This is a genomic window from Brevibacterium sp. S111, from assembly GCF_004745075.1.
Lineage (GTDB): Bacteria > Actinomycetota > Actinomycetes > Actinomycetales > Brevibacteriaceae > Brevibacterium.
In genome coordinates, this window is sequence record NZ_RHFH01000025.1 from 18,623 (window position 1) to 30,880 (window position 12,258).

Annotated in this window: 8 protein-coding genes and 2 pseudogenes; 7 read left to right on the top strand and 3 right to left on the bottom strand. The window is 63.1% G+C overall.

From position 1 onward, the window contains the following. Window positions 1-201 precede the first annotated feature (201 nt). Window positions 202-2,094 carry a glycosyltransferase gene (locus EB836_RS17350; protein ID WP_346763101.1) on the top strand — a complete coding sequence of 631 codons (1,893 nt, stop codon included), beginning with the start codon at window positions 202-204 and terminating at the stop codon, window positions 2,092-2,094. Here EB836_RS17350 and wecB read toward each other — a convergent pair. Then, window positions 2,082-3,260, bottom strand: a complete 1,179-nt coding sequence (gene wecB, locus EB836_RS17355; protein ID WP_135542658.1) for a UDP-N-acetylglucosamine 2-epimerase (non-hydrolyzing) — start codon at window positions 3,258-3,260, stop codon at window positions 2,082-2,084. The two genes, EB836_RS17350 and wecB, sit on opposite strands and share 13 nt — an antisense overlap. Window positions 3,261-3,436: 176 nt before the next feature. Here wecB and wecC point away from each other — a divergent pair, with 176 nt between their 5' ends. The 6 genes and pseudogenes from wecC to EB836_RS17385 form a co-directional block, all read left to right on the top strand. Beyond that, the gene (gene wecC / locus EB836_RS17360) at window positions 3,437-4,696 is read left to right on the top strand and encodes a UDP-N-acetyl-D-mannosamine dehydrogenase (protein WP_135542660.1); all 1,260 of its coding nucleotides are present in this window, start codon (window positions 3,437-3,439) and stop codon (window positions 4,694-4,696) included. Window positions 4,697-4,829: 133 nt separating this feature from the next. After that, window positions 4,830-6,818, top strand: a complete 1,989-nt coding sequence (locus EB836_RS17365) for an acetoacetate--CoA ligase (protein ID WP_205683408.1) — start codon at window positions 4,830-4,832, stop codon at window positions 6,816-6,818. Between the two features lie 114 nt (window positions 6,819-6,932). Beyond that, a complete protein-coding gene (locus EB836_RS17370) occupies window positions 6,933-7,886 on the top strand; it encodes a universal stress protein (RefSeq protein WP_135542664.1) in 954 nt (317 codons plus the stop codon). A 127-nt stretch (window positions 7,887-8,013) separates the two neighbouring features. Then, window positions 8,014-8,970: a universal stress protein gene (locus EB836_RS17375; protein WP_135542674.1), complete on the top strand. Its 957-nt coding sequence runs from the start codon at window positions 8,014-8,016 to the stop codon at window positions 8,968-8,970. A gap of 9 nt (window positions 8,971-8,979) precedes the next feature. After that, the gene (locus tag EB836_RS17380) at window positions 8,980-9,936 is read left to right on the top strand and encodes a universal stress protein (protein WP_135542666.1); all 957 of its coding nucleotides are present in this window, start codon (window positions 8,980-8,982) and stop codon (window positions 9,934-9,936) included. Window positions 9,937-10,051: 115 nt separating this feature from the next. After that, a pseudogene (locus EB836_RS17385) lies at window positions 10,052-10,588 on the top strand (IS3 family transposase); the annotation flags it as partial. 80 nt (window positions 10,589-10,668) lie between these two features. Here EB836_RS17385 and EB836_RS17390 read toward each other — a convergent pair. Then, window positions 10,669-11,823, bottom strand: a complete 1,155-nt coding sequence (locus tag EB836_RS17390; RefSeq protein WP_167854508.1) for an FAD-binding oxidoreductase — start codon at window positions 11,821-11,823, stop codon at window positions 10,669-10,671. A 33-nt stretch (window positions 11,824-11,856) separates the two neighbouring features. Then, a pseudogene (locus tag EB836_RS17395) lies at window positions 11,857-12,132 on the bottom strand (AAA family ATPase); the annotation flags it as partial. Between the last annotated feature and the right edge of the window lie 126 nt (window positions 12,133-12,258).

Consider the following 12,258-nt stretch of genomic DNA (forward strand, 5'->3'; position numbering starts at 1 on the left):
GTCCCTGTCGACTTACCGATTGTACTATTGGAGTTAACAGGATTCGTGCAGAATTAACCCTGCGTACATTAAGAATTGGTTGCATTCCACACGTCCTGACACAGGGTCTCTTGCCGTCCTCATCAGGGCGGGAACAAGGACTCTTGACTTGATCTGCTTCCCGTTCCGCACTCCCTGGCCGCCGCCGAGAGGACTCACCCCGTGCCCCGAACACCGCTTCGCACTCTGAGAACCGCCCTGTGGCATCTGCGCAAAGGCGGGGTGTCCCAGGTGTCGATGTGGAGGCGCAGACGATCGATCGCTCAGGGAACAGCCGAAGCATCGCCCGAGGTCGCGACCGGAAGCCTTTCCGCCGAGGTGCTCGCCGAACTGTTTCCCGCATTCCCCCTGCCGCAGAGGTCTCCGGTGTTCCCCGACCTCCGTGTCGGAGTCATCCTCGATGAGTTCTCTGCCGAGAGCTTCGGGTACGAGTGGTCGCTGCATCCGCTTCCGTTCACGGAGTGGTCGGCCGAGCTCGACGGCCTCGACTTCGTCTTCATCGAGTCGGCGTGGAACGGCAACGACGGAGCATGGAAGTTCAAGCTCACGGGCCCGTCCGGGCCGAGTCCCGAAGTCACCGACCTCCTCGCCGAGTGCCGCCGCCGCGGCATTCCGACGGTCTTCTGGAATAAGGAGGATCCGCCTCACTTCGAGGACTTCCTGCCGCTGGCCGGACTCTGCGACTTCGTCTTCACCAGTGATGTCAGGCTGGTGCCCGAGTATCGGTCCCGGCTGGGCCATGAGCGTGTCGCAGTGCTGCCCTTCGCGGCGCAGCCGGCGATCCATAATCCGTCCCGACCGGCCCGGAACGTCGCTGCTCGCGACATCGCCTTCGCCGGGATGTACTTCGCGCACAAGTACCCCGAGCGCAGGGAGCAGATGGATCTGCTGCTCGGAGCCGCCGATGCTGTATCCGGTCGCATGCGGCACGGCTTGGAGATCTTCTCCCGCTTCCTCGGCAACGACGAGCGCTACCAGTTCCCCGGCTCGCTGGCACAGCGGGTGGTCGGTTCACTGCCGTATCGCAACCTGCTCACCGCGTACAAGCACTATAAGGTCTTCCTCAACGTCAATTCCGTCACCGACTCTCCGAGCATGTGCGCTCGGAGGATCTTCGAGATCAGCGCCGCCGGCACGCCCGTGGTCACCACTCCGAGCGCGGCGACCCGCGAGTTCTTCCCCACCGACGAGGTGCCTCAGCCGGAGACGAAAGAAGACGCCGAGTGGACTCTGCGTGCCTATGTGCGCAGTCCTGAGCTGCGCGACCGCAGCGTCCACCTGGCGCAGCGGCGGATCTGGGCCGAGCACACCTATACCCATCGGGCGATGACGGTGATGGATTCCCTCGGGATCGACCATGCCCGGCCGTTTCCCACCTCGGTATCGGCGGTGGTCTCGACGAATCGGCCGGGCCACCTCGGCGAGGTGCTCACCACTCATGCCGCCCAGCTGCACGCGGACAAGGAACTCGTCCTCGTCGCCCACGGGTTCTCTGCTCCTGCCGATCTGCGAACACGCGCTGCGACCCTCGGGATCGACCGCCTGGAGATCGTCGAGGTCAGCGCCGACGAGCCTCTCGGAACGTGCCTCAATCGGGGAGTCGAAGCGGCCTCGGGCGATGTCATCGCGAAGATGGATGACGATGACATCTACGGCGCCCACTACCTCGGTGACCAGCTCGCGGCGCTGCGGTACTCGGATGCCGATCTCGTCGGCAAACAGGCGCACTACCTCCACATGCGCGGTTCCGATATCGTCATCTGCCGCTTCCCCGAACGGGAGCACCGCTTCACCGACCTCGTCATGGGGCCGACGCTGATGACGCGACGCTCGACGCTGCTCGAGAATCCCTTCGCCGAACGCACGCTCGGCGAGGACACCGAACTGCAGCAGCGCCTCGTCACAGCGGGGGCGCGGATCTATTCAGCCGATCGGTTCAACTTCGTCCAGGTGAGAGGCGACCATGCCCACACCTGGACCGTCGAGGACAGCCATCTGCTGGCCAACGGCGACGTCCACGCCTTCGGTTTCGCTCCGCGCCACTACTGCTTCTGAACGCTGCGCCAAGGCGAGCGCTCGGGGGCGAACTCGTCGATGCGTTCGCCGACTCCAAGCAGCTGCTCGATAGCGGCGAGAGATCTCTGTGCCGCTCGACCGTCACCGTAGGGGTTGATCGCTCGGGCCATGGATTCGTAGCCTCGAGCATCGTCGAAGAGTCGGGATACCTCGGCGACGATGGTCTTCCGGTCGGTACCGACGAGTGCAACGGAACCGGCGGTGACCGCCTCGGGGCGTTCGGTGTTCTCACGCATGACGAGCACCGGCTTGCCGAGGCTCGGGGCCTCTTCCTGGATTCCTCCGGAGTCCGTGAGGATCACGTCGGAGGCGGCCATGACCGTGGTGAACTCACCGTAGGATAACGGCTCGGTGACGAGGACGTTCTCAAGTGACTCGGCTCTGGGCAGGACGGCTTCGCGGACGAGTGGGTTGCGATGGGCCGGGAGGAGGATGAGGAGGTCCGGGCGGGCGGCAGCGAGTTCTGCCAGCGCGTCGCCGATATTCTCCATCGCCGACCCGAGATTCTCTCGCCGGTGCGTGGTGACCAACAGCTTCGGCCGGTCGGTGGCCAAATAGTCAGCGACCGTGGGATCGACCGGCGTCACCTCCATGGCAACGGCGAGGTGGAGGGCATCGATGACGGTGTTGCCGGTGACGGCCACGTCTGCGGGGCTGATGCCTTCAGCGAGCAGATTGTCACGCGAGCGGGAGGTCGGGGCGAGGTGGAGGGCGGCGACCTGGCTCGTCAGCTTGCGGTTGGCCTCCTCGGGGAAGGGACTGGCGATATCACCCGAGCGCAGCCCCGCCTCGAGGTGAATGACGGGGATGCCGCGGTTGAAGGCGGCGATCGCAGCCCCCATGACCGTGGTGGTATCCCCTTGGACGAGCACGGCGTCGGGGGTCTGATCGGCAAGGACGGAATCGAGTTCGCCGATGACGCGGGAGGCGATGCCGTTGAGCGTCTGTCCCGCGGACATGATGTTGAGATCGACATCGGGCACGATGCCGAAGAGATCGTTGACCTGATCGAGCATCTCCCGGTGCTGGGCCGTGACCAGGGTGCGGGAGGCGAGCGTCCCACTGGATTCGATGGCACGGATGAGCGGGGCCACCTTGATGGCTTCCGGACGCGTGCCGAAAACGGTGAGGACTGTGGGGGTCACGGACGAACTCCTGATCGGGAGAACCCGGCGGCCGCCTCGGCGGTCAGGCTCTCGCAGTGATGGTTGGCGCTTGAACCAATGGTATGCCTGGTCATCCACTGTTCATGCGCAGTTGGCCTGGCCGTCACTCGGGTAACATCGGAATCTGTTCAGCAGGAGTTTGGAGAACCCCACGCATGCCGCCCATCACCGCCACCCCACGCCCATCGGTCGCCGTCATCGGCCTCGGCTATATCGGACTGCCGACCGCAGCCGTCCTGGCCAGTTCTGGAGCGGAGGTGGTCGGAGTCGACGTCAATGCCGATGCCGTGACCACGATCAACGCCGGCAACGTGCCGTTCGTCGAACCCGATATGGCAACGACGGTCGCCGGTGTCGTCTCTCAGGGATATTTGCGTGCGACGACCGAGACTCCGCACGCGGACAATTACATCGTCGCGGTGCCCACCCCGTTCAAGGACTGCCATAAGCCGGACCTGTCGTACATCGAAACCGCCGGCAAGCAGATCGCTCCGCTGCTCGAGGGCAATGAGCTCATCATCCTCGAATCGACCTCGCCTCCCGGGGCCACGGAGTTCCTCGCCGAGACGGTCATCAAGGCACGCCCCGATCTGACGCTCAAGCCCGGCAGCGCCCAGACGGTCTACTTCGCTCACTGCCCGGAGAGGGTTCTACCCGGTCGGATCATGATCGAGCTGCGCACGAACGACCGCATCATCGGCACGCTCAACGGTGAGGCCGGGGAGCGCGCCCGCGACCTCTACGAGCTGTTCTGCGAAGGTCAGTTCCTCATGACTGATGCGCGCACCGCAGAAATGGCGAAGCTGACCGAGAACGCCTACCGCGACGTCAACATCGCCTTTGCCAACGAGCTGTCAATGATTTCCGACGGCCTCGACATCAACGTGTGGGAGCTCATCAAGCTCGCCAACCATCACCCTCGCGTGAACATCCTGCAACCTGGGCCCGGAGTCGGCGGCCACTGCATCGCCGTCGACCCATGGTTCATCGTTGCCACCGCACCCGAGCGGTCCTCGCTGATCAGGACCGCGCGTGAGGTCAACGATGCCAAGCCCGGGTATGTCCTCGACAAGCTCCTCCCCCAGGCTCGACGCATTCAGGATGTGCGGATCGCCGCCCTCGGGCTGGCGTTCAAACCGAACATCGACGACCTGCGCGAAAGCCCCGCCCGACAGATCGTCAATCGCCTCGCCGACGCACTCCCCCAGGCCAACATCATGGCCGTCGAACCGAACATCGACCGCCTGCCCGACGAGCTCGATGAGCGTGACAACGTCACTCTCACCGAGGTCAATGAGGCCGTACACGCCGCCGACATCGTGTTGCTACTCGTCGACCACACCGAGTTCACACGGCTCGACCGGACCCTGCTCGTCCAGAAGATCGTCCACGATACGCGGGGTGTGTGGGGCTGAGTCTGCACCGCCAGCGAAATCCGGCGGGCGTAAGGTGGACTCAACGTCTCCACTGCAGAATGAGTGAGCCTCGTTCCTGCTGATGAGGCCCCATCCGCTGCCGCCCGCCGACGTGCTGAAACGAGGAGAAGAATTGACCGCTGAACCGATCTGGCGTGCGAACCCCGACCAGTCCCCGCGCCCGCAGATCCTTGATTTCACCGAATTCGCGAACCAGCGTTCTGGGCAGGACATGGTCAGCTACGACGATCTGTGGCGTTGGTCGGTGGATGACCTCGACGGCTTCTGGGGTGCGGTCTGGGACTTCTTCGACGTCATCTCCGACGAACCTTATACCGAAGTCCTCGCCGACAGTTCTATGCCAGGCGCCACCTGGTTCCCCGGCACCCGGCTCAACTACGCCGAGCACGCACTGCGCGCCGCACTCGACGACGACCTCGCCGACGAACCGGCAATCATCACCGTCACCGAAGACAGCAACCGAACCGAAATCACGTGGCGTGAGCTGCGCCGCCAGGTCGGCTCCGTCGCCGCATGGCTGCGCGACCAGGGAGTCGGTCAGGGCGACCGAGTCGTCGGCTACCTCCCGAACACCCACCACACCCTCATCGCCTTCCTCGCCTCCGCCTCGCTCGGTGCCATCTGGTCGGCCTGCGCCCAGGACTATGCCGCAGAGGGAGCCGCGGCGAAACTCGGCCAACTCGAACCGAAGGCCCTCTTCGCCGCCGACGGCTACCTCTGGAACGGCACGGCCTTCGACCGCCGTGACCAGGTTGCGGACTTGGCGACACGGATCCCGTCGCTGCGGGCAGTCGTCGGGGTCGGCAACCTCGGTGCTTGCGCGTTGGACGGACAGCATCCGTTGACTGAGCTCGTCGCCTGGGACGACATCGCCTGCGATGATACTGCGCTCGACTTCGTCCGAGTCGAGTTCGATACTCCGCTGTGGGTGCTCTACTCCTCGGGCACCACAGGAATTCCCAAGGGGATCGTGCACAGCCACGGCGGAGTCGTCCTCGATCATCTGCGACTAATGGGGCTGCAGCTGGACCTACGGCCGGGTGACCGTCTGTTCTGGTACACGAACACGAACTGGGTGATGTGGAATCTGGCGACCTCCGCACTGCTGACCGGCGCGACGACGGTCCTCTATGATGGGAGCCCCCTGTATCCGGGACCACGACGGCTGTGGGAGATCGCCTCTGACACACAGGCAAATGTCCTCGGGCTGAGTCCAGGAATTCTTCTTGCTGGGTTAAAGGCCGATCTGAAACCCGGCGAAGAACTGAACCTCTCGGCGCTCCGGACGATCGGCGCCACCGGTGCACCGGTGCCGACCCTCTGCTTCCCCTGGGTCCGCGAAGCCGTCGGCGAGCGCGTGCAGCTGGGCTCCGTGAGCGGGGGCACGGACGTCGTCAGCGGCTTCGCCGGTCCGGCCCCGAACCTCGAAGTGTGGGCGGGCGAACTGTCCGCACCGATCCTCGGAGTGGCGCTGGAGTCCTGGGACGATGACGGCAGCCCACTCATCGGTGAGGTCGGGGAAATGGTCATCACCGCTCCGATGCCGTCGATGCCGGTGAAGTTCTGGAACGACCCGGACGGGCAACGCTACTACGACTCGTACTTCTCGATGTTTCCTGGAGTATGGCGCCACGGCGATTGGATCACGATCACCGAACGCGGCAGCGTCATCATCTCCGGACGCTCGGACGCCACCCTCAACCGGCACGGTGTCCGCCTGGGCAGCGCGGACATCTACGACATCGTCGACGGTATCCCCGAGGTGGCCGAATCCCTGGTCATCGGTGCCGAACAGTCGGGCGGCGGATACTGGATGCCGCTGTTCGTGGTGTTGGTTTCGGGCGTTGTTCTTGATGATGCGCTGCGGTCGCGGATCGCTGGAGATCTGCGGGAGAAGGCCTCACCGCGGCATGTGCCCGATGACATCATCGCCGTGCCCGCGATCCCCCACACCCGCACGGGCAAGAAGCTCGAGGTGCCGGTCAAGCGGCTCATCCAGGGGCATGCACTGGAGAAGGTGGCGAATCCCGATGCTGTGGATTCGTTTGAGGCGCTGACGTACTTTGCGCGGTTTGCGGATGGTGGGGACACCGGTGACTGAGTCCTGGCGCAACCGAGTCGAGGGCAGACCTGGGCTGAGTGCCGGGTTGGCCGGGGCAGCTGCCTCGGCGAGGTAGCTCTCTCCGGAACCGGGCATTTCGCGTACGGTGAGGCTATGACTGCTCTCTTCACCCTCTCACCGGCGGATATTTTGATCGGAGTGGACGGATCGGACAACAGCCGCCAAGCGTTCGCGACTGCCGTCGCCATCGCCCAGGAGCACAACTGTTCGATCCGGGTCGTCGGTGCCTACAGTGTCCCGGTGATCCCGCGCCGGCACGCCCCGACGATCTCCGACGATCGCCACCGCAGCATCGGGAATTCGACACAGGAACTGCTCGAAGAATTTGCCTCGCAGGCACGGAGCGCAGGCGTCGAGGCATCTGCCCAAGCCATCGAGGGAGACGCGGGAGAAGTCCTCGCCGAAGCCAGCCGCTACTCGCGTTTGGCGGTCGTCGGAAAACGCGGCCGCAACCGGCTGGCGAGTCGACTGCCGGGCACAGTGTCTGGTGCATTCGTTGCGCATTCGCATTGTCCCGTAATGGTGGTGCCATTCCAGGACTCAGATCTCGACGACGATGTGCCGGGACAGGAGAACCTTGGTGGATCCGCCTCGGAGGGCCAGCATTATCGGTTGAGCTTCGAAGACGAAGTCGTCGCTGGAGTCGACATGGGTTCGTCTGCGCTTCCGGTCGCAGAGGTTGCCGCACGTGCTGCCGAACTCAGCGGCCGTCGACTCGCTTTCGTATCAGCCGTCCCCGCTGATGCGGGAGCCTCGCGTGGGACCGGTGCCGAGGACCCTGCGACTGATCGTGCATACGCAGACCATCTCGAAGAGCTGGTGGATGCCGTTACGGACCATCACGAAGGACTGACAGTACGCCCCGAGCTGGCAGAGGGCTCGGCAGCGGCCACACTGATTGAAGCAACACGCACAGCAGCACTCGTCGTACTGGGCACCCGAGGTCGAGGAGGGGTGGCCAGCCTGCTTCTGGGGTCGGTCAGCCGGAGTGTGCTCAATCAGGCGAAGTCGCCCGTGCTGATCGTCCCGAACGCGGCCGCGCAATAAGGCGGTCGACACCGCCTTTTCTACATAGTGTAGAAAACTTTGGTATGCTGGAGCCGGACGACGGTGTTTTCGCTTCGGGGTTGTCGCCGTCGCTCCGGATCTGGGTAACCCCGGCAGGAGGTTCATGATGTACGAGGACGTAACAGCCGCTGATCTGCGCACCCGTGATCTTGGAGTTCTGGTCGGATTCGACGGCTCTGACCACGCCAGATCGGCTCTGCAGTTCGGCGCGAGCGAAGCACTTCGCCGGAAAACGACTCTGACCGTCATCACCGCCTATGCGGTCCCGGTCCCGATCTACCCCAATATGGCCTCTCTGCCCTCAGAGCCGGAGGATCGCGCACGACGCAAGAACGCCGAAGCCACCCTCGATGTGGCCGAGAAGTATCTTGACGACTACACAGGCGACCTCATCCTCGCCGTTGCCGAGGGCAACCCCACCGGCACCCTCGCCGACCTCTCCGAGCAAGCGCAACTGGTCGTTGTCGGGGCTCGCGGACGTGGTGGCTTCATCGGGCAGCTTCTCGGTTCGGTCGCCGCCGCGCTTCCTGCTCACGCCCACTGCCCCACGATCGTGTTCCCCGGACCCGACTCCACGGAGGCAGACGCGAAGAACGAGAAATTCGTCGAGCAGAAGCCGGGTGGTCCGATCGTCGCCGCGATTGATGGTTCGGCGCAGAGCGCCGAGGTCCTCACGCAGGCGGCGCAGGTGGCAGAGAAGACGTCCGCCCGTCTCAACATCCTCATGATCATGCCGCTGGCGGAGGAATGGCTGTACTGGTATCCCGACGTTCAGCTCCAGAACGATTCGAGCCTGAGGCGCAGGAGCGATCTCGAGAAGACGATCAGAGCCGACCACTCGTGGCTTTTCGAAGATCACCCGAATCTGGAGATCTCGATCGATGTCGAAAGCGGCCAGGCGATCGACGCCATCACTGACCGGACCGCGACAGCGCAGCTGACCGTGGTCGGCAGCAGAGGCCGCGGTGCGGTGCGAAGCGCACTGCTCGGTTCTGTCTCTCGCGGTGTGCTCAACGGGGCTCAGGGCCCGGTGATGATCGTTCCTCCCCGATCACAGCCTTAAGTTCTGGTCATGAACGATCGAGTTCCTTTCGCTTCCTCCGGCCGCGACCTCGGTGTCCTGGTCGGCGTCGACGGCTCGGCTCATGCCAGGTGCGCGCTGCATTTCGCCGCAGTCAATGCGCTGAGCAGCAACACGGCTCTCACGGTCGTGGCCGTCTATCGGCTTCCTCCGATGATGTACACCGGTGAGCCGGCAATTCTGGTCACGCCTGAAGCCCGCGCCGAACGGGATCGTGCCGAAACGATCCTCGATGATGCCCGAAAGTATCTGCGCGACTACCCGGGAAAGGTCACGTTCTCGTCGGCAGAAGGCAGCCCGACCGGAGTTCTCACCGAACTCAGTGGGCGTGCGCAGACGGTCGTAGTCGGCTCCCACGGTCGCGGCGGCTTCATCGGCCAGCTCCTCGGTTCGGTCGCCGCGGCGCTTCCCGCCCGGTCGCAGTGCCCCACTGTGGTCGTCCCGAAGGACTATCAGCCGGAAGCCGGGCAGGGCCCGGAACTCTTCGCCCACGCTCGAGACACCGGACCGGTGGTCGCTGGAATCGACCTGTCCGAGCGCAGTCGCATTGTGCTGCTCCTCGCAGCACGACAGGCGGAGCTTTTCGCGGCTCCGCTGCAGGTCCTGACAGCGATGCCGCTGCTGAGGGAGTGGAAGTACTGGTACCCGGAACTCGAGGAGTTCGAGATCATCACTGAGCGCCGCCAGAGCAATCTGCGGGCATCGGTGGAGAAGGAGATCGCCTGGCTGCGTCAACGTCATTCGCGCCTCGAGATCACGGCCGACGTCGACCTCGGCACCCCGGGCGATCTTCTCGAAGCGAAGACCCGTGCTGCACAGCTGACGGTGGTCGGCACTCGCGGCCGCGGCACGATGAAAAGCACACTGCTCGGCTCGGTCAGCCGCGAACTGCTCAATCGCGCGCGGGGACCGGTCATGGTGGTGCCGACCGAGACGGCGGCACAGTAGTCCCACCGTTATTCCCGGTCAGGCGAGGATGAGGATCCGTCCCCATTTGGCTTCGAGAATGGTGCTGTATCAACTGCTCGGACCCAGGTGCGTCGACTCAACCTTCAGCAGTCCCGAACGCGACTTCACTGCCAAGGCAATCAACGAGTTGTGGCTGACCGACGTTACCGAACACCACACCAGCGAGGGCAAGCTGTACATGTGCGCGGTCAAGGACGTGTTCAGCAACAGAATCATCGGCTATGCCATCGATTCGAGGATGAAATCTCGCCTGGCTGTGGCGGCGATTGATGATGCTGTGGCCCGTCGTGGCGGGTCTGGAATGATTGCCGGGTGTGTCGTTCACTCGGATCGCGGCTCGCAATTTCGTTCTCGGAAGTTCCAGCAGGTTCTACGGCATTACGGGCTCGTCGGATCGATGGGTCGGGTCGGTGCTGCTGGTGATAATGCGGCGATGGAATCGTTCTTCGCCGTGTTGCAGAAGAACGTCCTCGATCGGGGCCGTTGGGACACGTGAGCGAGGTTGCAGACAGCGATCGTCCACTGGGTCGAGCGGACCTATCACCGGAAGCGTCGACAGCGACGTTTGGGTAAACTGACCCCGGTTGAATACGAGCTTGTTCACCAAAAAGCCGTCGCCCTGGCGGCATAAACCCAGGAGTCAACCAAACCTTCAGCAGTCCCGCAGCCGCTATCTTCGCGGGCACCGCTTAGACCCCGCACCTCTGGCTATCAAGACCCTGCCTCACTCGGGACTCGCTCTTTAAATCGATCAAGGCCGAAGGACTGGACTGATTCGTCCCGGTGCCCCGTGAGCAGTTCCCTGACGATCGTTTCTGCAAGGTGTGCGGAGAGCGTCACCCCACTGTGTGTAGCAGCAGCGTACACAGGTGCACCCGAACCGACCCAATCAACGACGGTTAGACCGTCACTGGGCAGTACGCGCGTTCCGAGCGCAACGTTCTTTGTGACTGCTCCCTTAAGTGAAGGGTAGAGGGCCTTGGCCCGTTCGAGCAGTGTTTGCGGAACTTGCCAAGTTCTCGGGTCGTCCTGAGCCCACTGTCCACCGGTTGGGTGATCGGAGAAGGTGATACCTCCGTTCCTGCTTGGGCGTAGAGCAACTCCCTTCGTCCTCACAAAGTGTCGAATGCCCGCGTCGACTTTCCCAGTTGTACTTATTACGCCAACCGATGAGCCAACTGAACCTCGCTCGTCTGGATGCGCATGTGGGTCGAGGAGTGGGAAGTCAATCCCTACGCTCCTCAGAATGTGGGGCGTCCCATTTCCTGCAGCGACAATGATGACGTCTGCGGTGTATGTCGACAGTGAGCCGTCTCTGCATTCGGTGACGACTTCGTTGTCGCGAATCTCCTTTACAGACTCGAAGGGGCGGAAAGATGCCCCCTGTTCTAGGCACATCTCGGCAAGCGAGTGGCACATGGTTTGAACATCGATCCAACCCTCTCTGGGGTAGAAGGCTCCACCGACGACACGTTCTGCATCGAGCGAGGGCTCCAGTTGGAGCACTCCCGCACGGGTCAGTGGTCTTGCTCCGTATTCTGGCCAAGCGATGTTCTTTACGTTGCGCTCGTACCCCTCTGCCTCGACAGCGCTTTGAGCAACCTGAACCATGCCGGTTTGGTGGAACCACCTAGCGCCCGCCGCAGCGGCTCGCTCATGTGCTTGCAGCCCCAAGAAATTGAGGTGCGAGTAGTTCTCGGGACTTTTGTTATTGCCATTGACCCAGGCGAAGGTGGCCGCGCTAGTCCCTGAGGCAATTTCTGCTTCGTCGATAAGTGTGACCCGTACGTTGTTTCGGGTCAGTTCAGCCGCCACTGAGCAGCCTAGGACTCCTGCGCCAATAACAATGGCAGTCTTTGCACTCATAGGTGTATCTCCATTCGAAGTTGTGAGCATTGTTCAGATAGTGCCAACGGAAGCGAAGAACTTCTTGGCCCTGTCTTTTTTCGGCTGATGAAGGAGTTGCCTTGGGGCCCCTCGTTCGACTACTCGACCGGCATCCATCATGATGACCTCGTCCGACACTTCCTCGGCAAATCTCATTTCGTGAGTCACGACCAGCATGGTCGCACCCGCGTCAGCAAGGCGACGCATAACTGTGAGCACTTCATTGACGAGCTCCGGGTCTAACGCACTCGTAGGTTCGTCAAACAGCAATACCTTGGGCTTCATGGCCCTCTGTGTCAGCCTTAGATGAGACACCCGGATGGTCCGGTTTGGTGTCGTAGAGGGCGGGAGGAGGTATCCCCGCGATGAACACAACGATGACAACTCCGATCGAGTCGAGGCATTCTGGGGGTA

Coding starts and splice junctions, on each gene's coding strand:
- wecC (WP_135542660.1), top strand. CDS start 3,437: ATGCCGCCCATCACCGCCACCCCACGCCCATCGGTCGCCGTCATCGGC.
- EB836_RS17370 (WP_135542664.1), top strand. CDS start 6,933: ATGACTGCTCTCTTCACCCTCTCACCGGCGGATATTTTGATCGGAGTG.
- EB836_RS17375 (WP_135542674.1), top strand. CDS start 8,014: ATGTACGAGGACGTAACAGCCGCTGATCTGCGCACCCGTGATCTTGGA.
- EB836_RS17380 (WP_135542666.1), top strand. CDS start 8,980: ATGAACGATCGAGTTCCTTTCGCTTCCTCCGGCCGCGACCTCGGTGTC.
- EB836_RS17390 (WP_167854508.1), bottom strand. CDS start 11,823: ATGAGTGCAAAGACTGCCATTGTTATTGGCGCAGGAGTCCTAGGCTGC.